This is a genomic window from Nocardioides astragali (genome assembly GCF_024436375.1).
In the GTDB taxonomy this organism is placed as follows: Bacteria; Actinomycetota; Actinomycetes; order Propionibacteriales; family Nocardioidaceae; genus Nocardioides; species Nocardioides astragali.
Genome location: NZ_JAFMZM010000002.1, coordinates 810,970 through 833,703, shown reverse-complemented (window position 1 = coordinate 833,703; position 22,734 = coordinate 810,970). Strand labels below are relative to the sequence as shown.

The following is a 22,734-nucleotide window of genomic DNA, read 5'->3' as shown; positions in this document are numbered from 1 at the left end:
CCTTCTAGTAGACGCCTCGATGCCGGGACTCGGCAACCCGACGCGAAGTCACGACACGGCTCACGCCACTCGTACTGGCGCTGGGGGCCTTGGGTTCGTGCTGCCCAGCGCCGATGACGCCACGTTGCTTGCCGGGCTGCGGCACCCACGGGAGAAGCTTCTTGACCGGCCAGTGACCTGCACCCCGGCACCATTGCAACGCCAAGATCTCTCATGCGCGATCAACCGTCCGATACGACCTCAAGCACCGCCCCCGCCGGGACGCTGAGCAGCCAACTGCTCGACTCCGACGCATCCGAGACCATGGAATGGCTCGAGTCATTCGACGCGGTGGTCGACCGCGCGGGCCGCAACCGGGCGCACTACCTGATGCTCAGCATGTTGCAACGAGCCCGCGAACAGCACGTTGCCGTTCCTGTGCCCGGTACCACGGACTACATCAACACCATCCCGCCGGAGCTGGAGCCACCATTTCCGGGAGACGAGCTCATCGAGCGGCGCATCCGCGCCTACATCCGGTGGAACGCCGCGATCATGGTTCACCGAGCCCAACGCGCCGGAGTCGAGGTCGGCGGCCACATCTCGACCTACGCCTCGGCCGCCGCGTTGTACGAGGTGGGCTTCAACCACTTCTTCCGTGGGCGAGGCCACCCCGGCGGCGGTGACCAGGTCTACTTCCAAGGTCACGCCTCGCCCGGCATCTACGCCCGCGCGTTCCTCGAAGGCCGGTTGGACGTGCACCAGCTCGACCGGTTCAGGCAAGAGTCCTCCCCAGCCGGAGCCTGGGGCGGTCTGCCGTCCTATCCGCACCCACGGCGGATGCCGCACTTCTGGGAGTTCCCCACCGTCTCGATGGGTCTCACGCCCCTCAACGCCATCTACCAGGCGCGGTTCAACCGGTACCTGCTCAACCGGCAGATCAAGGACACCAGCGAGCAGCGTGTCTGGGCATTTCTCGGGGACGGCGAGATGGACGAACCCGAGTCGCTCGGCGCGATCGGGGTTGCAGCCCGCGAAGGGCTGGACAACCTCACCTTCGTCATCAACTGCAACCTGCAGCGACTCGACGGGCCGGTCCGAGGCAACGGAAAGATCATCCAGGAGCTCGAGGCCTTCTTCCGTGGCGCCGGCTGGAACGTCATCAAGGTCATCTGGGGTCGCGAGTGGGACCAGCTCCTCGCGATCGATGTCGACGGGGCACTGGTCGACCTGATGAACGCGACTCCCGATGGCGACTTCCAGACCTACAAGGCCGAGTCCGGGGCGTTCGTACGCGAGCACTTCTTCGACCGCGACCCGCGCACTCGAGCCATGGTCCGCGACTTGACCGACGAGCAGATCTGGGGACTCAAACGTGGCGGGCACGACGACCGCAAGCTCTACGCCGCCTACCGGTCGGCCACCGAGCATCACGGTCAGCCGACGGTCATCCTTGCCAAGACCATCAAGGGTTGGACCTTGGGCTCGCACTTCGAGGGCCGCAACTCAACCCACCAGATGAAGAAGCTGACGCTGAGCGACCTCAAGGGATTCCGCGACCGTTTGCACCTCGACATCCCCGACTCCAGTCTGGACGAGACCCTGCCGCCCTACTACCGGCCCGCGGACCGATCGGCCGAGATGGACTACCTCCACGAGCGCCGGCTCGCCCTCGGCGGCTACCTCCCGGCACGCCGCGGCGCGAGCGCGCCACTCGACCTTCCCGCCGACACGGCCTACGCCGTCTCCCGGCGCGGCACAGGATCACAGAAGGTCGCCACCACGATGGCGTTCGTGCGGCTGCTCAAGGACCTCATGAAGGACCCGGGAATGGGCCACCGCTTCGTGCCGATCATCCCGGACGAAGCGCGTACCTTCGGGCTCGACTCCCTGTTCCCCTCCAAGAAGATCTACTCCCCACAAGGACAGACCTATCTGTCTGTGGACCGGGACCTGCTCCTGAGCTACCAGGAGGACACCGAGGGCGTGCTGCTGCACGAGGGCATCACCGAAGCGGGCGCGGCGGCATCGTGGACCGCCGCCGGAACCTCGTACGCCACCCACGGCGAGCCGATGATCCCGCTCTACATCTTCTACTCGATGTTCGGGTTGCAGCGCACCGGCGACGAGTTCTGGGCTGCCGCCGACCAGATGACGCGTGGCTTCCTGCTGGGAGCCACCGCGGGACGCACCACCCTCAACGGTGAGGGCCTCCAGCACCAGGACGGACACTCGCTGCTACTCGCCTCCACGAACCCGGCGTGCCTGTCCTACGACGCCGCGTACGCCTTCGAGCTCGGCCACATCGTCGCCGAGGCGTTGCGGCGCATGTACGGCGAGCCTCGCGCCGGTGAGGACCCGAACGTCTTCTACTACCTCACCCTCTACAACGAGCCGATCGTTCAACCGGCGCAGCCAGCAGAGGTCGACATCAGCGGAATTCTGGCTGGGATGCACCGGTACTCCCCAGCCGATGCGGGGGAGGGACCGGGCGCACAGATCCTGGCATCCGGCATCGCAATGCCATGGGCGCTGGAGGCACAGGAGCTCCTGCGACGCGAGTGGTCCGTCAACGCCGACGTGTGGTCCGTGACCTCGTGGACGCAGCTACGCCGCGACGCGCTGGCCGCCGACGAGTGGAATCTCCTGCACCCGGACGGTCTTCGAAGGGAGGCGTACGTCACCAGCCGCCTCCGCGATGCGCCGGGCCCGGTGGTGGCGGTCTCGGACTGGATGCGAGCTGTCCCGGATCAGATCGCGCCGTTCGTACCTGGCACCTGGGCCTCCCTTGGCACTGATGGATTCGGCCTCTCCGACACCCGCGGAGCGTTGCGGCAGCACTTCGGGGTCGACGCGCCATCGATCGTCCTCCGCGTCCTCGAGCAGCTCGTCCACTCTGGCGCGCTCGACAGATCCGTTCTCAACAAAGCGCTCCAGGCAAGCGGGCGGCGCGCCCACCCCGAAACAGGCGCCAAGCGGCACGACTCGAACCGACCAGAGAACACCGATGACTGAGACAGCCCAGCACCCCAGCACGCCCGCGGCCTGCGTGCCGGACAGCAGACCCGGTTCCCGCGCACGCGGGGCGCCCGATTGGCCCTCGCGCGCCCTTCCTATGCGGGTCGCTGTCGACCCGCAGCACCAGAGGGAGTGCCCGGACTCTTGCCGACACCCAGCAATCCGAGCCGCACCGAGTTCGCCGATCACCCTCCTACCCCGAGGGACCTAAGGACGAGAGACTGAGATACGCATCGGAAAGGAGGGGACGTGCTCAGTGACCATGAACGCCGGACCTTGGAGCAGATCCAGTCCGAACTCGCGGAGAGCGACCCCGAGTTCGCTCGGTTTCTCGCGGTGGGTGAGACACCCGCGACGCTGCGGGCCCTCCGCCGCAACTACGTGATCTGGTTCATCGCCGCGACCGCCGCACTGCTCACCATCATGTCGGCCGCCACCGGTCTGACCAGCGGTGCGATCCTCTGCGCGACCGTCGTGCTGGGGGCGCTGGTGTGCCAACTCTGGTGGCCGCACCCCGGCATGAGACATCTGAGACGGAGGAACCGATGATCACGGCGGGCGAGTGGATCATGTTCGGCGTCGTGGTCGGGGGTGCTCGCACTCCCGGGCCTTGTTGAGCTTGAAGATCGCGGTCTTGAGCGGGGAGTGGTCATTCGAGCTGGTTGCGTGAGGTCTCCTCCGCGACTTCCCGGACTGTCCCTGGTCGTCCCGGCGTCGAGCTGGTGGAGACGTTCAGCATGTCGATCGATACCACGCCGGTGCCGGCGAAGGACGGGGGCACTTCAGGACCAGCTCGACGGTCTCGGCCGGGTGGCGCGAGGCGAGTCCTCGGCTGCCGCGAAGTGGCTCGGAGACTGCCTCGCCTTCCGTCTCGGTCTCGTGGCTAGGCCTGCGACGAGCCCACGCCGTACCGGGCGGCTTCCTCTGGGGTCGTCCCCGGTCCGGTGCCCGCGCCGCTAAAACCCACCCGCTGTCAACTGGGTTGTCCGATGACGGGGGAGTTGCGGTATCCCAACTCGTCGTGCGGTTGATAGCGGAGCGAGGGACCGGCGAAGAGGTCGCGACTGGCGAATCGGGCCAACGCAAGCAATCCGGCGAAGACAAGAATGGTGATGATGATGCTCATAGCAGTGCTCCTTCTGAGTGTGGATCGTCTGTCACTATCGAAACGCACTGCGTTGCGTTTATATTCCGGACGAGGTGTGCGGAGGCGTCGTGGCCTGCTGGGCTTCGAGGCCGGGCCGGGTGATGTGGTGACGGTAGGGACGAGGTCCGAAAGTGCGGTGGCTGCTCACACCGCGCGCCTGGGTCTGAGCTGCCCGCGTCAGCACCGGGGACTGCATCGGAGGTTCGTCCGTTCTGTGACTTGCGGGGGCTGCGAGTGAGATTCGAGCCATGGCGCGTTCATGTCGCGAAGACGTGGGCGCAAAGGGTCTCGCCAGGTCAAATGGGATCAAGGCGAACGGGCGCTGTTGGGCATCACTGCTAGAGCGTTTGCGCAGGTCAGCGCCCAACCTGTCAAGAACCAGCAAGCGGCGACAAGAGCGTTCGTAGCACTGTGTGAGCCAGGGGGTCGCAGGTTCAAATCCTGTCAGCCCGACCGAAAAGTAGCCCCTGACCTGCGGAAACGCAGGTCAGGGGCCACTTGTTTCCTGAACCACTCCGGCTTGTGTCGCGTTCTGTGACCCAGAGAACGTTCGCGCTGGAGACCCACTGTGGCGCTGGCCGGGTCGTCGGGCCGGAAGGTGTGGGGCGTCACCCCGTCGAAACCGGTCTCCGCTCGGATCGTGCGCCACCGCCGCTCGATGGTGCCGAACTCATCCTTCCCAGGCAGCGGTCAGCGCGCGGGCGGTGATGTCGTGAAGCGCTGGTTGGCGTTCTGCACGAGCTCGGCGGCGACATCGCGGAGCTTGATGTTGCTCGTCGACGAGGCGCGGATGAGGTACTGGAAGCCTCGTTCCTCGTTCATCTCGAACCGCTGCATCACGAGCCCGATGGCTTGGCCGATGATGGTGCGTGTCTCCAGTGCTTCGCTCATCTGGACCGCTTCACGCGAGCGCCCGAGCGCGATGGCCGCTTGGGCCGCGAAGAGCTCGGCTAGAAAGATGGTTTCGTCGGCGATCGTGCTGCTGCTCGTGGAGTACAGGTTCATGCCACCGAGGGGTTCGCGATCCGAGTACAGACCGACGGCGAGCTGGGCGCGCAGCCCGCGCGCTACCGCCCGCGGCATGAAGGTGGGCCAGCGCTGGTCGTGCCCGGCGTGCTCCACGACCGTGACGCCCCTGCCGCGGATCGAGTCGTAGCAAGGGCCTTCACGCAGGGAGTACTGCAGGTCGTCAAGGTCCCACACCAGCGCGTCGGTAGCGGACTTGGTCTCGATGGTGCCGTCGCGGTGAGTGATGGAGATGCCCACGTGGTCGATACCGGGAACCACGTGAAGTGCAGCGCGCGTGATGGCCTGCAAGGTTTCCTCGAGGCTGTGCGGCACGTTCGTCAGCTTCGACGCCTCCGTCACCGCCTGCTCGATGCGGAACGTCTGATCTGTCACGGTTCGTCTCCTCCAGCGAGGGGAAATGAGACCCCACCAACGCGAACGGACGGAGCCTGGTCGCTGGCCTCTCGGGGAAGCGCTCGGCGGCCACTCCGCGGCGAACACCCTGCGGGCTGGACGTCAGGCTGCTGTCGACGTCACTCGGTCCGTCAGCGCGGAGCCCTCACGACGAAGTGCACCCGACCGGTTCGTTCGGTCACGGCGTCGAGAACGCGGCCCCGGATGCGCGGAAGGGCACGTCTGTCGAGGAAGATGCGGGCACCGTCTCGCTCGATGACTTCGTCCCCAGGCTCCGGCCCTGGGGCAGTGCCGACGCCGAGAGCCTCCTTGCCGGGCCCTTGGCCAGCGATGCGCAGACCTGAGCTCTGGCCGACACGCGGATGTGCCGTCACCCGGCGGGCAACGGCCTGGGCTCTGGGAGTGATGCGGAACATGTGTCTTCTCTCCTGCCGCTCGTGGCGGTGCAAGCCTTACCGTTGGACCGCCGCCTCCATCAAGGCATCTGGACAGTGGCTCGGGCAAGGAAGTCGACGTGAGTGGACGTGGATGGACGTGCACGGGTCATGCGGTCGACATCTCACCGTCATATTGGCCTTTGGCGAGTCAGGGCGCGGGAGAGGTGCACCCGATGTCCGCCGACATGGTGGGAACAGCATGTGGCGAGACCAGGAGGCGGTCCGGTAGAAGAGTGGCGTAGTCGTCAGCGGTCACAGGTCGGCCGGCGAGGGCGCCTCCGGGCAGGGGGACGTCCACGATGTGTCCCGAGGTGAGCAGCCTGACGCCATCCACTCCGGGCGCTGAGGTCACCGACAGCACGAGCTGGCCGACCGCCAGCGGAAGTCGCTCAGGGTCCCCCAGGGTGACAGGGTCGAGCTCGATCTCCGCCACTCCATCGTCGGTGCTCATCAGCTCGAGCTGGGCGGTGGATGGGATCGCAGAGGACAGGCCGGCAGTCCACTGCTCCGGGGTCGGGGAAAGGGTGAGGGCGTCCAGCACTTGCCGCACGACGGCCTCTGCGCCGTCGACGCACGAAACCGTCTCGACTGCGGATGGGACGAGCCGCTCGTCGCCGCGGATCCAGAAGACGACGGGAACCCGCTCGGGAAGCGGGGGTGCGAGGGCGGTCCCGGACTCACCCCTATGTCCGTCCGGCTCGAGGAGCTCGTAGGGCACATCGTTTCTCGGGACAACCTGCGGGTCTCCCCCTCCGGGGAGCCCGCACGCCGCGAGGGCGAGAATCATCAGCGACGGGAGCAGCACACGCCACGGACGTTGTCGGCCGAGCTCGGGGCCCCGCCCTCGGGTCAGCACGTCACGCCTCTTCTCGTGCAGCGTGACGGGGCAGTCGGATGACGAACTCAGACGCTCCGTCCTCGGCGTGGGTGCACCACACCGTTCCTCCGTGCTGGTTGACCGTCTGCGCCACGATGCTCAGACCGAGCCCGCTCCCGGTCCCGGCCTTTGCTCCGCCCGCGCGAGCGAAGCGCTCGAAGATGCGCTGACGGTCACCGGGTGGCACACCGGGACCGCGGTCGCGGACGTGCACCTCCACATGCTGGGGATGTTCGCTGACCACCACACGCGCGAACCCTCGTCCGTGCAGGTCAGCGTTGTCATACACGTTGATCAGCGCACGCACCATCTGTGGCCGATCCACCAGGACAGCGGGATCGGGGGTGGAATCTTGCGCCTGGAGCAGCGTCCTCGGACGACCGCTTGTCACGAGCGCCTGCCGGGCGAGCTCCCTAGCGCCAGTTGGCCGGAGCTCCGCCTCGTTGATGCCGGCGTCCAACCGGCCGAGCGCCAGCAGGTCTTCGAGCGCCCGATGAAAACGGGCCAGCTCCTCGGACATGAGCTGGACCGCGTGTCTTGCCTGAGCACTGAGGCCGTCGGCACGTTGCAAGAGCGTCAGGCTGGTCCTCAGTGTCGTTACAGGCGTCCTGAGCTCGTGACTGACGTCTGCTGCGAACCGTGCGTCTCGTTCGATCCGATCGTGCAGTGCATCGACCATGTGGTTGAAGGCGCCCACCAGGACAGACAGATCGGGATCCCTGGTGTCTCGCAAGCGCGTGCGGAGGTTCCCCTCGGAGACGCTGAGGGCGGCGCTGGCAACGTCGCCGAGCGGCGCCAGTACTCGTGCGCTGGCCGCACGCCCCAGCCCTGCTCCGGCGAGCGTCGTCAGAGCCGCACCCACCATCAACGCGATGGACAAGGTACGCAACGTGGCGTCGAGCTCATCCGCGACAGCGACCTCGTAGTACTCCGCGTCCACGGCCGGGAGCGGGATGCCCACCACGAGTGCGTTCGGCTCCGTCAGTGCGGTCCAAGCCACCCCCACGGATCCGCTGCCCACTATGGGTCGCACCTCGGCGGCGAGCTCCTCGCCAGACTGGTCGAGGGACGACGAGTACCACTCGCCGTCGCGGCGCACGTACATGGACGCCCCCGCCGGCGGGGCGACGGAGTTGAGGGCCTCGCTGACCCCGGTGCCAGGGGTGCGGAGACTGTCGCGCACAAGCGCCGCGTCTGCGAACGCCTGGCGCAGCGCTGTTCGTTCGCGCTGCTCGACCAGGACGTGGCGGGCCGAGAGGTACGTGCCCAGGGACAGCGCGACCGACAACAGCATCGCGCCGACGGCGAAGGCCGCGGTCACCGAGGAGCGCAGGCCGGGACGCGTCGGGCGAGGGGTCATCGCACGTCGAGTCGGTAGCCCAGTCCGCGGACGGTCACGAGCGTCCGGGGCTCGCTGGGGTCGAGCTCCAGCTTCTTGCGAAGTCGTCTGATGTGCACGTCGACGATGCGCTCGTCGCCGAAGAACCCGCGCTCCCACACGTGCTCCAGCAACGCCGTGCGACTCAGCACGCGTCCGGCGTTCTCCACCAGCGCGGACAACAACCGGTACTCGGTGATGGTCAGGTGGATCTCTCGGTCGCCGCGGGTGAGCTGAGCGGCAGCGCGGTGGAAGACGAGGGGTCCTGACGTCGCGTCGAGGACGAACACTTCATGCTGGACGCCATCGCCCGCTCGGGACACGTTCGCGTCGTCCGAGTCGGTGGTCGCCATCGCTGGACGCCGCAGCAGCGCGCGGAGGCGGGCCTGCACCTCGACGACGTCGAAAGGCTTGGTCACGTAGTCGTCAGCGCCGGCCTCCAGCGCCGAGACGATGTCGTCGACGCCGTCACGCGCGCTGATCACCACGATGGGGTGCCTCGGTCCGTGGGCGGGCACGGCGGATGAACGTGAACCCGTCCACCCCTCCCAGCATCAGGTCGACGAGCATGATGTCCACGCCGGGGTCCGACACCGCCTCGAGTCCGGTCTCCGCGTCTGCCGCCTCGACGACCTCGTAGCCGTCGTCCTCGAGCACCAGACGCAGCGACGTACGAAGACCGTCGTCGTCCTCGAGCACCAGCACACGAGTGGCCATGCCCACCATGGTCACATCCTCGAACGGGTCTGGTGGACGTGCTACGCGATCGGGTGCCGGTTTGTCACGAAACTGCAACGCTCTTCGCTGCTCGCTCGTCACAGCCGGTCCCCATGCTCGAAGGCAATGACCGGCACTGGAGGAGACGAGATGACGAAGACGCTTGAGCTCGTTGCACTGGGTGACACCGAGCTCGACCTCGCAGATGAGCGGGACGACGTGAGAGGGATGACCGTCCTGGACCCCAGGGGACATCGCATCGGCGAGGTGGACGAGATCCTGATGGACGAGCGAGAACGGCGCGCGCGACTGCTCGTGGTGGCGTCCGGCGGGATCCTGGATCTCTGCGCGCACCGACGACTGGTGCCGGTGGAAGCCGTCGACCAGGTGGGTGCCACCGTGCGGCTGGAACGCAGCGACCTGCACGTGGAGACCGGCTTCGACTACGACCCCGACCTGGCGCGCCCGGTGGACTACCGCGCGGTGTACGCCTACTTCGGCTACTCGCCGTTCTGGGAGGGAAAGCACGCGACCCCCTACTTCCACGACCGGCGCTGGTGAATCCGAAGGTTTGGGCGTGCGACGCCCGCATGCAGTTCCGGACCCGCTCGCGAGACGACGACGGCTGAGAGCATGTGGTTCGACTCCTGGAGCGACGCGCAGAGGATCCTGCTGGTAGGCGTCTGCGCCGTGTGACGGGCCGGGTGCCACGCCTGCGACGTGCCGTGTCGGCGGGTTCCATGCCAGATTGACATGCCAGGATTGACGCCTTCCGGCCCGTGCGATCAGGCCGTATGGGTTCGCGCGGGACGCACACCCGTTACTGGAGGCCGAGGTCGATGCGGTCGCCGATCGTGGCGGTGCCGTCGGTGGCAAAGGTGATCGGGACCACGCCGGTCTGAAGACCGCTCTCGGCGTCCACGTAGTGGAGTTGAGTGCTCAGCGTCTTCAGCGGGGCAGAGAAGGGCGTGGAGAACCGGTTGATCGTGGGGTTCTCCTCCACGCCGCCGGCAGTGCCGAGCTGGGTGACCACTGTCCAGGTCAGCTCGTCGGTGTCGGTGTTCCAGATGACCCAGGGTCCCTCCGCGTCGTGCAGGTGCCCGTAGGTCACGGTGCCGGGGGGCAGGTCGGGGATGCCGTCGTCGACCGGCGTCGTGAGGGAGCCGCCCGCGCCGGCGATCTCGTCGAGACCCACTCCGAGGTAGCCCTCGACCGCATGTGGTTGGTGAAGGAGGACCTGAATCCCCGATGGATCGTCCTCGTTCTCGGACTCCGTCTCCTCGCGCAGTCCCGCACCGATCTCCGCCTGTGTGACTCCGGAGCTGTTGATGACCATGCCGCCGAACAGTGCCTTGAAGGTGGGGTCCCCTACGCCGGCGACTCGCAGGCCCTGATCCTCGATGACCTCCTTCTCAACGACGGTGACACCCGCGTCGAGGAGCTGGTCGACGGTGACGTCGGTGTCATGGTCACCCTTGACCGCGACCACCGGCACCGCGGGAGTGGCAACGCCCTCGCCCTCCACGAACGCGGCCTCGGCGACCGTGCCGTTGGAGGTGACGTCGCCGGCGATCGTGCGGAGGGCGATGGCGTCGTCTGGAAGCACCTCGGCAAGTGTGGCGTAGAGGCCGCGACGGACGCGGGTGCCGACCAGGCTGCCTTGGGGGTCGGCCTCGGCCAGGACGATCACCTCCCCGTCGCGTGGCTCCAGTGCGTCCGAGCGTTCTTGCACCGCGTCTCGCGACGAGCTCAAGGCGGCGGCCTCGTACAGCTCGGCGCGGTCCAGGATCCGAGTCGTGTTCTTCTCGATGAAGGGTTGCACCTGCTGGGCGATCTCACGGGTCTGAGGGCTGCTGAAGGACAGGTCCGCCCGTCCTGGGAGCGGGTAGGTGTCCCCGATGGGCTCGTTGCCGTCCCACGAGCGGAACTGCAGGCCTCCCACGACGATCGACACGGTGGCGCCCGCGACGACGACAAGGGTCGCCACGCTCCTCCGTCTGCGCCGTGGCCACTGGCCGGTCAGGGACCATCCGATGGCCAGGAGGGTGCCCCCGACGACCCCGCCCACGAGGGCGACCTTGACCGTGCTGGTGATGACCTGGCGTCGAAGCTCGGCGCCGTACACAGCGGCGACCCCTTCGGGATCGTCCAGGAACTCCGTGTTCGCTCGCACAAAGGTGGGGGAGACGTACGACGCCAGCGTGCCGCCGGCCAGAGGCGGTCCGGTCGATCGCATGAGAGCACCGAACCCACCCGGCGCCGTACGCTTCCAATAGACCTTGCCCAAGAGGCCGGTGTCGAGGGTCGTGTATCCGTTGTGCGCGAGACCGATCCTGATCGGAAGCGTTCCGAGCCGATCGTCGAAACGTGCACGCTCGATCGCCCTCTCGGCGGCCCATGGCAGGCACAGCAGCGCTGCAACCAGGAGACACCCCAGCCAGGGCAGCACGACTCGCCCGCGACGGCGCATGGGGTGCAACGGCCGGACCTCCTCACCACAGCGGGTGAGGACATGCTCGCACGCCGCCCCCTTCGACGACACGACTCGATACGTGAAGGGGGGCGGCATGAAAGTGATGCTCTGGGGCTACATCGTGCTCATCGGCGTGCTCCTCGCATTCTTCCTGCTCGTGGGCCTGTAACACGTGTGAGGCGCAGGTCGACCGCAACCGGGCGAGCGACCCGCCGCCCCGCTCCCAGCGGTGCGGCTCGGGATGTGTGGCGACACTTCCGTGGCGGAGGGAGATGGAGGGGTGCTGTCGCCATGGCTCTCAGAGCGGACGGGTTCGAGGTGACGGAGGCCGGCACCGGTGAGGAAGGGTTGTTCGCGCTCGCCGAACGAGAAATCGGCGTCGTCCGCCTCGACATCACGCTCCCGGATGTCGACGGATTCGAGGTGTGCCGCCAGATTCGACGCCGAAACCGACGTCGGCGAGCGCGTTCGCGTGGACACCACCCGAGAACACGTCGTGGGCAGCCCCGCCTATGACCCCGCGATCGTCAAGACGCGCTCGTTCGACGACTACTACGGCTACTACGGCGTCGCCCCGTTCTGGACGGCCGGCTACGCATATCCGCCCTACCCCTATCCGCGCTGAACACTCGAGAGTGGCCCGATCGCGGAGATCGTCTTCCCTGTGTGCGAATGAAGGGCGCGACGAAGGGCTCGCCGGTCACCCGGACGGGGGACGCGGTGGGAATCACAACGTGCGCCGGTCGCCGTTATCGGCGGGGTACAAGACCATCCGGCAGGCCGAGATCGGGACGCCCGTCCGGGACCGCGCGTAGAGGTGCTCCGGTGTCCCCCCAGCCGCACGTCGAGAGTCACAACGGCGGCGGGCAGGGCAAGAGGTTGCTGATGGCCCGCTTGGGCGACCAAGCCCAGGTTGCGCAGCGCCGCGAACGCGGCCCTCAGACCGAGCAACCCACTAGGTCCGCTTCCGCTCGCGGTGCTCGGTGTCGGGCCACGAGTCGGCCTTGACCGCGTTGCGGTGGCCCATGGCTTGTGGTTCCCCGACGGTCGAGTCGAGCGTCGTCTGATGCTCCGCTTCGGCGTTGATCTCGGCGCCCACCAGAATGATGAGGGCAGTGATCCACATCCAGAGCATGAGGACCGCGACACCGGCAAGCGCCCCGTACGTTCGGCTGTAGCGCCCGAAGTTGTCGACATACAGCGAGAACACCACCGACGCAAGGAGCCATACCGCGGTCGCCACGAGGGAGCCGACAGACACCCACGCCAGACGCGGGGGGTTGCGGTCCGGAGCCAGCTTGTAGAGCACCGCCGTACCTCCCATCACCGCGAGCACCAGTCCTACCCAGCGGCCGACCTGGAGCAGTGACCGCGTGGTCCGGTCAGAGACGAACGTGTCCAACACGACGGGGGTCACCGCGATGAGGCCGACCGCGACGATCACGAAGGTGATCGCGCCGAGGCTCAGTAGCACGGCGATGCCCTTGCGACGGAGGTAGCTTCGTGTCTCCTCCTCGTCGTAGGCGGTGTTGATGGCCGACATCATGTTGCTGACCGCCGCCGATGACGTCCATAGGGCAAGCAGGACCGACAGCAGCAGGCTGAAGCTGAGTGCGTCCTGGGGCTGGGAGCTGATCGTGTGCATCTGGTCCGCGATGAGTGAGGCGGCGTCGTGGGGTAGCGCGTCGGCGATCGCCTCGGTCTGGCGGCTGACTGTGGCCGGATCTGCCGCGAGCCCGTAGAGCGACACTGACGCGATCATCGCCGGGAACAAGGAGATGAAGCCCCAGAAGGCCACTCCTGCAGCGAGCAATGGCACCTGGTCGAGCTGGGTCTCGTCCCAGACGCGCTTCGCCACCTGCTTCCATCCCTTCCGGGGGATACCGGTGGGGTATCGGGCCTCGGCTCCTGGGAACCGTTCGACCGAACTTCTGTGTGGTTCCATGTCGAATCAGTACCCGGAGTCGTCGTTGGCCACGCGAAGCGACCGGATGAAGTGTCGGCCCGCGGTGTTCGGGCGCGGGAGGTGCGCACGTCTCCGGCTCGAGTCCGAGCACTGGATCGACGCATGGGGCGCGTGCGTAGAGGATGGTCGGGTGATGCGGCCTTCGAACGCGCGGGGACTGGTGGCGCTGAGGTGGCCAGCTGCGATGGCAACGGCGTACGCGGCGACGTTTGTCCTGGTCTACTACATCTCTGTCCACACCGTGCGCGGGCGTGTCGTGAGTGACGCCTCCCTGCGCGGTGCGCTCCTGAGTGGCGCATCGATTCGCGACAGGGTGGATGCGATCCTGGACGTCGTCTCGGTGGGATCCCTGTTGGGTGCGGTCGCCACGGTGGCGGTCATCGCCCTGATCCGGCTGGACCGAGTCCGGGGCCTGGCCGCCGTAGGGGTGCTGGTCACCGCAAACGTGGCGACCCGCGTGCTCAAGGACCATCTCCTCGTCCGTCCGGACCTGGGGTTGGACGAAGTGGGTCCCTCCACATTGAACAGCCTGCCCAGCGGCCACACGACGGCAGCGTTCTCGGCGGTGGCGGCCCTACTCATCGTCCTGCCTAGCGCCGGGCGGGTGGCGGTGGCCCTGCTCGGCGGCGGCTTCGCCGCCTGCATATCGCTGGCGACCATGTTCGCGGGATGGCATCGCACGGCCGACGCCATGGCCGGTTTCCTGGTGGTGGGAGTGTGCACGATGGTCGCGATTTCTGTCGTGGTGGCCTGTGGGAGCCCCAGACGGCATGCGCAAGCCGGACTGGGCTTGAGGTGGTGGGTCGTGGTGTCTGCCGGGGCGCTCAGCCTCGGCGTCGCCGTCGGCATCGGGCTCTCCACGGTCGCCCCCGTTCGGGACAGCCTGGTGGGCTCGCTCTTGGCGTTCCTGTCCGCGGGGTCGTTGATCGCCGGGACCGTCCTCGGCGTGCTGGCCGGCATGCTGTGGGTCCTGCAGGTCACAGAGAGCGACACCGAGCGGTACGGCGAGCCGGCGTAGCCACCAGCGGGCATCGAGATCCGGACTTCGGCCCTTCCCAGGAGCAGGTCGCCCACAACCGCCACGTGACGGGGGGTCAGTGTCCCGCTCGTCGGTGAGCCGGACCACGCTCAGGCCCGCCGTGGACTGGAGCGCATTCGTACGAACTTGGTGCCAGCCGCCTTCGAGGGATCCGGTGCCACTGTGCTCGTGGGCGGTGCGACTGCGAGCAGCGTCGATCATCACAGGGGCAGCCCTGATCCTCGGGGTCGTGTTCGCCGGGTTCGCCGCTGGCCAGCTGGTGATGTTCCAGCAGATGGGGTTCGGGTCAGCGTTGCCTGCTCGTCGATGCCACCTTGATCCGCATGGTGGTCGTCCCCGCCGCCATGACACTCCTGGCGACGCCGGCCGCGGACACCGCCGAGCCGCTTGCTCCGGTTCTGGCGTGAGCTCGGATCCAGCCACGGTGCAGGGAGCACGGTCCCCCACGACGAGCTCCAGAGCGAGCCGCGGGAGCGAGGATCACACAACGATGGCGACTTTGCCGCGGACCGTACCTTCTTCCAACTGCCGCATAGCCTCGGCTGCTTGCTCCAGCGGGTAGCAGCGGTCCAGGGAGGGAGTCAGGTGGCCGCCCTCGACGAGCCGGGCGAGTCGCTCGTAGTCGGTGGCGCGCTCGCGCGCGAGAAGCGGAACGAGCCTCTGTCGGATGAAGGGTGACAGGATCGCGCCACGGATCTGGCGGGCCATGCCGGTGATGGCGCCACCGTGCTCGCCACCGACGATGACGGCGGTTCCGTGCGGGTTCAGAGCTTTGCGCAAGCGCCGTACGGACGGGTTGCCGGCGACGTCCAGGATGAGGTCGTAGCGGCGTGTTCCGTCGGCCCAGTCGTCGCGGGTGTAGTCCAGGACGTGATGGGCGCCGAGAGCGGTCACGTGGTCGAGCTTGGCGCCGCTGCACACCCCGGTCACCTCAGCTCCCAGGCTGACCGCGAGCTGAACCGCGTAGCTGCCGACGCCTCCGGAGGCGCCGGTCACGAGGACGGACTGGCCGGCCTCCACCTTGCCCGCGTCGGTGAGGCCTTGGAGTGCGGTTCCTGCCGAGATTGGCACGACCGCAGCCTCCGCGAACGAGATGCTGGCCGGCTTGAGGGCCACCTTGTCCTCGCCGGTGACGGCGTAGTCCGCGAACGAGCCGGGCGCGACGCCGTAGACCTCATCGCCCGGTGCGAAGCGGGTCACGCCGGCACCGGTCTCCACAACGGTGCCGGCGACGTCGCGACCCGGGACGGGGTTCCTCGGTCGGCGCATGCCGAGGGCGAGCCGCACGGCATACGGCTTGCCGGTCATCAGGTGCTCGGTACCGCGGTCGAGCCCAGCGGCGTGGACACGGATCAACACCTGGCCGTCGCCGACGACGGGACGAGGCACCTGTGAGAGTCGCAGGACGTCGGAGCTGCCGTAGCGGGATTGGGTGATGGCACGCATCGTGGATGTGTCTGGGTGGGGGGTGTCAGGGTTCATGATGATCGTCCTTCTCGCTGGTGTGTGGTGACAGGGTGGGTCAGGTTCAGACCGGTGGCATCGGGTCGTACTGGATGTAGCGGCGGACCTCGCGGGCGCGCTCGACGTCGCTGAGCCGCGCCACGAGGTGCAGGGCCATGTCGATCCCGGCGCTGACTCCGGCGCTGGTGATGAGGTCGCCGTCGTCGACGAAGCGCGCCGCGACGTCGGTGATCACGGTGGGGTCGAGCTCGGACAGCAGGTTGAGCGACGCCCAGTGGGTGGTGGCGCGACGACCGGTCAGCAAGCCGGCCGCTGCGTAGACGAGGCTCCCGGTGCAGACCGAGGCCATCAGCGGGACCGAGCCCCTGAGGTCTCGGACCCACGCCAGGTGGTGGGGATCCTGGAGCATGGGCCTGGTGCCAGGACCCCCAGGATGGATCAGCACGTCGAGCGGGGGAGCGTCGTCGAACGAGTGGTGCGCGCCCAGCATGAGTGACTTCGCGCCGACGACGGGCGCACCGTCGACAGAGAGGCAGAAGGCGTCCCAGCCGTCCTCGGGATACTGCTGGGTCCAGTGGGAGAGGACCTCCCACGGGCCTACGGCGTCCAGTTCCTCGACTCCTTCGAAGACGAGGAGACCGATCCGGCGCCGCCTCTCGGGCAGAGGCTTGCGGTCCTGGCCGACGTCGGCGGGGGACGGGAGATGCATCAGGTGACTCCTGGGGTTTTGGCTCGTCTGACGGGGTGCGGGCAGTGCCCGACGTGGTCCAAGCCTGCGGCCGGACCGGTCGCGTCGCCCCGGCCAAAGCGCCGGGTCTGCCGCTGACCGGCGGGCCCGCGAGCGTGTACGTTCGGCAGGTGCTGGTCGGTCGGGACCCCGAGCGGGCGCTCCTCGCGGCGCTCGTCGCTCAGGCCCGCCACGGAACGGCCGGCAGCATCGTCGTGCGCGGCGAGCCCGGTGTGGGCAAGTCGGCACTGCTGGACGTCCTGGTCGCCGAAGCGGGGGAGTCCACGGTGCTGCGAACCCGTGGGCTCGAGGTCGAGGCGCCCTTGGCGTTCGCGGCGCTGCACCGGCTGCTGCGCCCCTTGGCGCGACTGCGCGACCAGCTCCCGACACCACAGGCCCGAGCCCTGCGCGTGGCGTTCGGGGAGGACGAGGGTCCGTCGGTGGAGCCGTTCCTCGTCGGCGTCGCCACCTTGTCACTGCTGACCACTGCCGCGGAGGAGGCCCTGGTCGTGTGCGTCGTTGACGACGCGCACTGGCTGGACTCGGCCTCGGCCGATGCCTTGCTCTTCTGTGCCCGTCGGCTGGGGGCCGACCGGGTGGCGATGGTGTTCGCCGCCAGGGACGGTGCGGGGGAGCGGTTCGAGGCCCCGGGCGTCGACGAGCACGCCCTGACCGGACTCGGCGGCGAGGCCGCTCGTACGCTCCTCGCCGATCGCTTGGGCGGCGAGCCCGCCGAGGACGTCGTCCAGAGACTGATCGAGGACACACGCGGCAACCCGCTGGCCCTGCTCGAGCTGCCTGGCGAGCTCACCCAGGCCCAGCTGGAGGGTGCGGCTGCGCTCCCTGATCAGCTGCATCTCACCGCTCACGTCGAACAGGCCTTCCTCGACCGCAGCCGGCGACTCCCGCAGCAGGTGCAGAGCATGCTGCTGCTGGCGGCGGCTGACGACACCGGCCGCCTCGATGTGCTGCGCCGGGCGTCCGAGCGACTGGATCTCGGCGAGGATGTCCTGCAGGCCGGGTTGGACTCGGGACTGCTCGTGGGCACCCCGAACGCCGTGTCGCTGCGGCACCCGCTGGTGCGTTCGGCGATCTACCAGGCCGCGTCCGATCCTGACCGGCGGCGGGCACATCGTGCCCTGGCCGAGGCGCTTACCGCGACGGGCGATGAAGACCGTGCGACCTGGCACCGTGCGTATGCGGCCGCAGGTCCGGACGAGGGGCTTGTCGACGCGTTGGAGGGAGTGGGCGCACGGTCGCAGCGCCGCGGTGGATACGTGGCCGCCCTCACGGCGTACGAACGGGCGGCGGAGCTGTCCACGGAAGGGTCGCGGCGTGCCCGCCTCGCCTTCGCCGCTGCCCACAGCGCGTGGGCCTGCGGGCAGGCGGCACGGGCGCAGAGGCTCCTCACCTCGGCCCGGGAGGGGACCCAGGACCCGATCGTGTTGAGCGGTGTTGCACGGCTGCGTGGGCACATCGAGGTCAACATCGGGTCCGCACCCGAGGCGCACCGGATCTTCGTCGAGGCGGCGCATGCCGTGCATGCCCTCGACCCGACCCGGGCCCTGGAGACCGGTGTCGCGGCGGCGGTCATGCGCACCTTCGGCGCCGACAGTGGGACGCCCCTGCGCTCGGACGACCTCCTCGCCGCAACCGCGGGTGACGACTCCGCCCGCACCCGTTGCCTGCGACAGATGCTCCTCGCCATGACCCGGGTGGCGGAGGGCCGGTGGTCGGAGGCGGTCGCCGCACTGGACCTCGCCCTCGACATCGGCGAGGACGTCGACGATCGCGACGTGCTCTGGAACCTGGGCAACGCCGCGCTCCAGCTCGGTGACGACCGGCGGCAGCAGCGGTTCTACTCCTATGCGTTGTCGCGCGCGCGGGAGGGGGGAGCCGTCACAGCTGTCATCTACTGCCTGCAGCGCCTGTGCTTCGGCCACTACACCGCGGGAGATCACCTTGCCCTGCGCGTCAGTGCCGAGGAGGCGCTGGCGCTGGCGGACAGCATCGGCCAGCCGGCGATGACCGCCCTGCCGGTCGCGTGGCTCACCCTGCTGGCGGCGCACCAGGGCAGGGAGGACTACGACGACCTCTTGCTCCGGCTGGAGGACCTGGTCGCGACCCATCCGCTCGGAATCACGACCGACCCGGTGCACGACCTCACGCGGTGGGCGATGGCGGTGCGGGCCACGGGCGAGGGGGACGCCTCTGACGCCCTCCACCATCTCGCCGCGCTGCGGATGCCGGTGATCGCACGCATGGCGGCCGCCGAGCGGATCGAGGTGGCGTCCCGGGCCGGCGACGCAGTCGCAGCACGCAGGTGGACCGAGGAGCTCGCCGTGTTCGCGGAGCCCACTGGACGCCCGTGGGCACGCTCGGTCGTGGCGTTCGGCCGGGCTGTGACCGCGGACGGCGATGCGGAGTCGTTCTTCCACGAAGCGGTCTCCAGCCCCGATGGCGTCGCACGCCCGCTCGACGTGGCGCGAGCCGAGCTGGCGTACGGCGAATGGCTGCGCCGCAACCAGCGCCGCGTCGACGCCCGGCAGCACCTGCGGCACGCCCTCGAGGCGTTCCGCGACGTCAAGGCGGTGGCCTTGGCAGCCCGCGCCGAGCAGGAGCTGCGCGCGTCCGGTGAGACCGCGCGCAAGCGCGACCCGTCCACCCTGCTGCAGCTCACACCGACGGAGCTCAAGATCGCCCAGCTCGTCAGCTCGGGCATGTCCAACAAGGACGTGGCCGCGCAGTGCTGGATCTCCCCGAGGACCGTCGCCTTCCACCTCCGCAACGTCTTCTCCAAGGCAGGCGTCACCTCCCGCGGTGAGCTGGCCCGGCTCGACCTCACCTGAGGCGACCGCCCGGCTCGTCCCGGTGATCCCGGCCATCTGGCCGGGGTGATCCCGGGCTGTTGCGCCCACTCTCGACGGCAGTGCTTCACCCATCACTGTGAGAGCGAGAGGTCCATGACCACCCACGTCCATCGCACCACCCGGCCGGCCGGCGCGCGCACGGCCACGAGCCCGGAAGGCCGACCCGTCGCAAGGGTCGTCCTCAGCTCGCTGGCGATCGGCGTCGCAGCCGCCATCGTCCTGACGATGGTGGCCCTCCCCGGCGCCGCCGAGGGCGTGACCACAGGATCGACCTTGCTGGCGTTCGGTCTCGGGTGGGGGCTGCTGCGTGTCCGGTCCGCTCGGACGACCAAGCCCCAGCGCTGGGCGACCGTCCCCGCTGCCGCGATGACGTCCATCGGCCTCGCCCTCATGGTCGTGGCGCCGTCGGACCGTGACCTGACTGCGCTCACCTGGGTGTGGCCGCCGCTGATGCTCGTCCTGGCGGGGTGGACGTACCTCCGCATGCGCCGATCCCTGACGGGCGGAGGGCGCTGGCTGGCGACGGTCGTGCTCGCCCTGCTCGCGGCCACGTCTGTGAGTGCCGGCCTGGGCAACCTCTCGTCCAGCCGGGTCGCGAGCACCTATCCCGCTCCCGGAGTGACCCGTTCCACGGGCGACCACGACCTCCACATCGACTGCCACGGCCAGGGACAGCCGACGGTGGTCCTCTTCAACGGTCTCGGTGAGTTCTCCGCATCGTGGGCGCAGGTCGTGGACGGGGTCGCCCCCGCCACGCGTGTCTGCGCCTATGACCGCGCTGGTCAGGGGTGGAGCGACGACGTCGACGACCCGCAGGACGGGGTCGCTGCCGCGGACGACCTCCACGCACTGCTCGCGGCAGCTGGGGAGCGGGGTCCCTTCGTGCTGGTGGGCCACTCGATCGGCGGCCCGTACGCGATGACGTACGCCGACCGTCACCCCGACGACGTGACCGGGCTGGTCCTGCTGGACAGCACCAGCCCTCGCCAGTTCGACGCGATCCCCAGCTACCCGCTCCAGTACGCCCTGATGCGGCGCGCCTACGGCGTCCTGCCCTCCCTCGCGCGACTCGGTCTGGGTCCACTGCTCGCCGGCTCGCACCTGCCCGCCGACGACGCCGCACCGGTCGACGCCATGGCTGCGACGCCGCGAGCCGCACGCATCGCCCGTGACGAGCTGTCGATGCTTCCCACGGTCTTCAGGCAGGCCCAGGCGCTCACCACGCTCGAGGGGCGTCCCCTCGTCGTGCTGACCAGCGCGGAGAACGCCCGCGATACAGCGGGCTGGGCGAAGGCCCAGGAGCGCATGGCAGAGCTGTCCGCCGACACGCTTCACCGAGAGGTGGCCGCCAGTCACGCGGGGATGGTCGAGGACCCCGACGGCGCCACCGCCTCGGTGCAGGCCATCGCCTCGGTCGTCCGGGCCGTCCGCACCGGGAGGCCGCTCACCACTCGCTGAGCTCGAGAACACCTTCACCCCATCACCCCACCCGAGGAGATTCCCGTGTCCGACACGTCAGCACACCCGCACTCCGCACACCACCACGGCCACCCCGCCGCCGCAGATGGCGACGAGGACGGCCCCCGCCGCCCTTGGACGTTGCTCGCCGTGGCCCTCGCAGCCCAGATCCTCGTCGTGCTCGACATCTCCGTGGTCAACACCGCGCTCCCCACCATCGGGCGCGCACTCGACATCGAGGGCGGCAGCCTCCAGTGGCTCGTCACCGCCTACGTGATGATGTCCGGCGGCGGGCTGCTCCTCGGAGGCCGGATCTCCGACCTGCTGTCTCGGCGCGGCGTCTTCCTGACCGGTCTGGCCCTGTTCACCGTCGCCTCCATCGTCAGCGGGTTCGCGGAGACCGCCAACCAGCTCATCGCCGCCCGTGCGGTGCAGGGCCTCAGCGCCGCACTGCTCACCCCGTCGGCGCTCTCGCTGATCACCACGACGTACTCCGGTGCGCAGCGCCGGGCAGCACTGGCCTTGTGGGGAGCGGTCGGCAGCCTCGGAGTGGCCGCCGGCGTCCTGCTCGGCGGGGCCGTGACCACCTGGTCGAGCTGGCAGTTCATCTTCTGGATCAACGGGCCTGTCGGCCTGGTCGCCCTCCTCGTCGGGCACCGCACCATCGCCCGGCAAAGGGTCGCGCGTCCGAGCCTCGCTGCCTTCGACCTCCCCGGCGCCGCCACGGTCCTCGCAGGGCTGGCTGCCTTGGTCTACACGTTGGGGGCTACAGAGACCCATGGCTGGTGGTCGCTCCGCACGATGACGGGACTGGTCGTCTCGCTGGTCTTCCTGGTGACGTTCCTCAGGGTCGAGCGACGCGCCCCCCAGCCGCTGTTTCCGCCCCACGTCTGGAAGCTGGACGCGCTCGTCTCGGGCACGGCCGTCATGCTCGGCATCACCGGCATCCTGGTGGGCGCGGTCTTCCTGACCTCCATCTTCCTGCAGACCGTGCTCGGCTACTCCGCCCTCCGCACCGGCGTCGCCTTCCTCCCCTTCGCGCTGGCCATCACTCTTGGCACCGTGCTCGCGAGGCACCTGCTGGCCCACCTGGCACCTCGCACTGTCGCGGCGGCCGGGCTCGTGGTCACGGGAGCCGCTGCTGCGCTCCTCTCCTTCGCGAGCGGGGACGCTGGCTACGCAGCCGACCTGCTGCCCGGTCTGATCACGATGGGGGTCGGCGTCGGGATGGTCTTCGTCCCGGTGTCGGTCACCTCGATGGCTGGCATCCCGTCCTCCCACGCGGGGGTCGCCTCCGGCTTCCTCATGACCGGGCACGAGGTCGGGGCAGCCCTCGGGGTCGCGGTGCTCTCCGCCGTGGCCAGCACCGCCGGCTCGCTCGCCACGCTCGACGGAGCCGCCGACGCCTTCTCGCGCGGATTCGTCGGCGCCGCGGTCATTGCGGGTGCGATCGCCCTGTTCGCACTGCGGCGCATGCCGGCTGGGCGCATCGCGGGCGAGATCGGTCACATGCACCACTGACTGGGCGGAACCCGGCCATTCGACCGGTTCGACCAGACCCCCTCAGCGGCACTGTGAAGACATCGACCAACCACCACGACAACGAACCAGGCGGTGAGAACCATGGACAGGATCTCGATCATCACGGACAGGGCCTCGGCGCGGACATCAGCACCTCACGCACCCGGCGTCTGCTGGTGCGGTCAGGACATGGAGCACGTCCGAGGCAGCCACTGCCCACGATGTGGCACGGCGCGCGCGA

General features: G+C 68.8%; 18 protein-coding genes and 1 pseudogene. 9 read left to right on the top strand and 10 right to left on the bottom strand.

Translation table 11 applies throughout. From position 1 onward, the window contains the following. Positions 1-213 precede the first annotated feature (213 nt). Both aceE and J3P44_RS08820 read left to right on the top strand, forming a co-directional pair. Positions 214-2,994 (top strand): pyruvate dehydrogenase (acetyl-transferring), homodimeric type, encoded by a 2,781-nt coding sequence (gene aceE, locus J3P44_RS08825; protein WP_255889935.1) that lies wholly within the window; start codon positions 214-216, stop codon positions 2,992-2,994. Positions 2,995-3,246: 252 nt separating this feature from the next. Continuing rightward, positions 3,247-3,546 carry a DUF3040 domain-containing protein gene (locus tag J3P44_RS08820; RefSeq protein ID WP_255889934.1) on the top strand — a complete coding sequence of 100 codons (300 nt, stop codon included), beginning with the start codon at positions 3,247-3,249 and terminating at the stop codon, positions 3,544-3,546. A gap of 424 nt (positions 3,547-3,970) precedes the next feature. Here J3P44_RS08820 and J3P44_RS08815 read toward each other — a convergent pair whose 3' ends face one another. From J3P44_RS08815 to J3P44_RS08790, 6 genes and pseudogenes are all read right to left on the bottom strand, one after another. Further along, complete coding sequence (locus J3P44_RS08815) at positions 3,971-4,123, bottom strand: hypothetical protein (protein WP_255889933.1); 153 nt, start codon at positions 4,121-4,123, stop codon at positions 3,971-3,973. Between the two features lie 711 nt (positions 4,124-4,834). Further along, positions 4,835-5,512: a GAF and ANTAR domain-containing protein gene (locus J3P44_RS08810; protein ID WP_255889932.1), complete on the bottom strand. Its 678-nt coding sequence runs from the start codon at positions 5,510-5,512 to the stop codon at positions 4,835-4,837. Between the two features lie 639 nt (positions 5,513-6,151). Beyond that, positions 6,152-6,721, bottom strand: a complete 570-nt coding sequence (locus J3P44_RS08805) for a GerMN domain-containing protein (RefSeq protein WP_255889931.1) — start codon at positions 6,719-6,721, stop codon at positions 6,152-6,154. A 139-nt stretch (positions 6,722-6,860) separates the two neighbouring features. Continuing rightward, positions 6,861-8,240, bottom strand: a complete 1,380-nt coding sequence (locus tag J3P44_RS08800; protein ID WP_255889930.1) for a sensor histidine kinase — start codon at positions 8,238-8,240, stop codon at positions 6,861-6,863. Then, the gene (locus tag J3P44_RS08795; RefSeq protein ID WP_255890027.1) at positions 8,237-8,611 is read right to left on the bottom strand and encodes a winged helix-turn-helix domain-containing protein; all 375 of its coding nucleotides are present in this window, start codon (positions 8,609-8,611) and stop codon (positions 8,237-8,239) included. The genes J3P44_RS08800 and J3P44_RS08795 overlap by 4 nt, the downstream gene beginning before the upstream one ends. 84 nt (positions 8,612-8,695) lie before the next feature. Continuing rightward, positions 8,696-8,975 (bottom strand): annotated as a pseudogene (locus J3P44_RS08790) (response regulator transcription factor); the annotation flags it as partial. Positions 8,976-9,125: 150 nt separating this feature from the next. Between J3P44_RS08790 and J3P44_RS08785 the strand changes: the two are divergent. Further along, the gene (locus tag J3P44_RS08785) at positions 9,126-9,536 is read left to right on the top strand and encodes a PRC-barrel domain-containing protein (protein ID WP_255889929.1); all 411 of its coding nucleotides are present in this window, start codon (positions 9,126-9,128) and stop codon (positions 9,534-9,536) included. A gap of 259 nt (positions 9,537-9,795) precedes the next feature. Here the strand turns inward: J3P44_RS08785 and J3P44_RS08780 are convergent, their stop codons facing one another. Next, positions 9,796-11,211, bottom strand: coding sequence for a metallophosphoesterase family protein (locus J3P44_RS08780; protein ID WP_255889928.1), 1,416 nt, complete (start codon positions 11,209-11,211; stop codon positions 9,796-9,798). A 276-nt stretch (positions 11,212-11,487) separates the two neighbouring features. On the opposite strand from J3P44_RS08780, the gene J3P44_RS25790 reads away from it, so the two are divergent. After that, complete coding sequence (locus J3P44_RS25790; RefSeq protein ID WP_372496511.1) at positions 11,488-11,964, top strand: response regulator; 477 nt, start codon at positions 11,488-11,490, stop codon at positions 11,962-11,964. Continuing rightward, a complete protein-coding gene (locus J3P44_RS08775; protein ID WP_255889927.1) occupies positions 11,921-12,073 on the top strand; it encodes a hypothetical protein in 153 nt (50 codons plus the stop codon). The genes J3P44_RS25790 and J3P44_RS08775 overlap by 44 nt, the downstream gene beginning before the upstream one ends. Positions 12,074-12,403: 330 nt before the next feature. Here the strand turns inward: J3P44_RS08775 and J3P44_RS08770 are convergent, their stop codons facing one another. Next, positions 12,404-13,306, bottom strand: coding sequence for a YihY/virulence factor BrkB family protein (locus J3P44_RS08770; protein ID WP_255889926.1), 903 nt, complete (start codon positions 13,304-13,306; stop codon positions 12,404-12,406). 241 nt (positions 13,307-13,547) lie between these two features. On the opposite strand from J3P44_RS08770, the gene J3P44_RS08765 reads away from it, so the two are divergent. Continuing rightward, the gene (locus tag J3P44_RS08765) at positions 13,548-14,432 is read left to right on the top strand and encodes a phosphatase PAP2 family protein (protein ID WP_255889925.1); all 885 of its coding nucleotides are present in this window, start codon (positions 13,548-13,550) and stop codon (positions 14,430-14,432) included. A gap of 501 nt (positions 14,433-14,933) precedes the next feature. Here the strand turns inward: J3P44_RS08765 and J3P44_RS08760 are convergent. Together J3P44_RS08760 and J3P44_RS08755 are read right to left on the bottom strand one after the other, a co-directional pair. Continuing rightward, on the bottom strand, positions 14,934-15,935 hold the full coding sequence (locus J3P44_RS08760; RefSeq protein WP_255889924.1) for an NAD(P)-dependent alcohol dehydrogenase: 1,002 nt from the start codon (positions 15,933-15,935) through the stop codon (positions 14,934-14,936). A gap of 46 nt (positions 15,936-15,981) precedes the next feature. Next, a complete protein-coding gene (locus tag J3P44_RS08755) occupies positions 15,982-16,626 on the bottom strand; it encodes a DJ-1/PfpI family protein (RefSeq protein WP_255889923.1) in 645 nt (214 codons plus the stop codon). A 149-nt stretch (positions 16,627-16,775) separates the two neighbouring features. Here J3P44_RS08755 and J3P44_RS08750 point away from each other — a divergent pair, with 149 nt between their 5' ends. From J3P44_RS08750 to J3P44_RS08740, 3 genes are all read left to right on the top strand, one after another. Beyond that, positions 16,776-19,493 carry a helix-turn-helix transcriptional regulator gene (locus tag J3P44_RS08750; protein WP_255889922.1) on the top strand — a complete coding sequence of 906 codons (2,718 nt, stop codon included), beginning with the start codon at positions 16,776-16,778 and terminating at the stop codon, positions 19,491-19,493. A gap of 114 nt (positions 19,494-19,607) precedes the next feature. Continuing rightward, on the top strand, positions 19,608-20,972 hold the full coding sequence (locus J3P44_RS08745) for an alpha/beta fold hydrolase (protein ID WP_255889921.1): 1,365 nt from the start codon (positions 19,608-19,610) through the stop codon (positions 20,970-20,972). Positions 20,973-21,017: 45 nt separating this feature from the next. Continuing rightward, positions 21,018-22,493 carry an MFS transporter gene (locus tag J3P44_RS08740; protein WP_255889920.1) on the top strand — a complete coding sequence of 492 codons (1,476 nt, stop codon included), beginning with the start codon at positions 21,018-21,020 and terminating at the stop codon, positions 22,491-22,493. Positions 22,494-22,734: the final 241 nt, after the last annotated feature.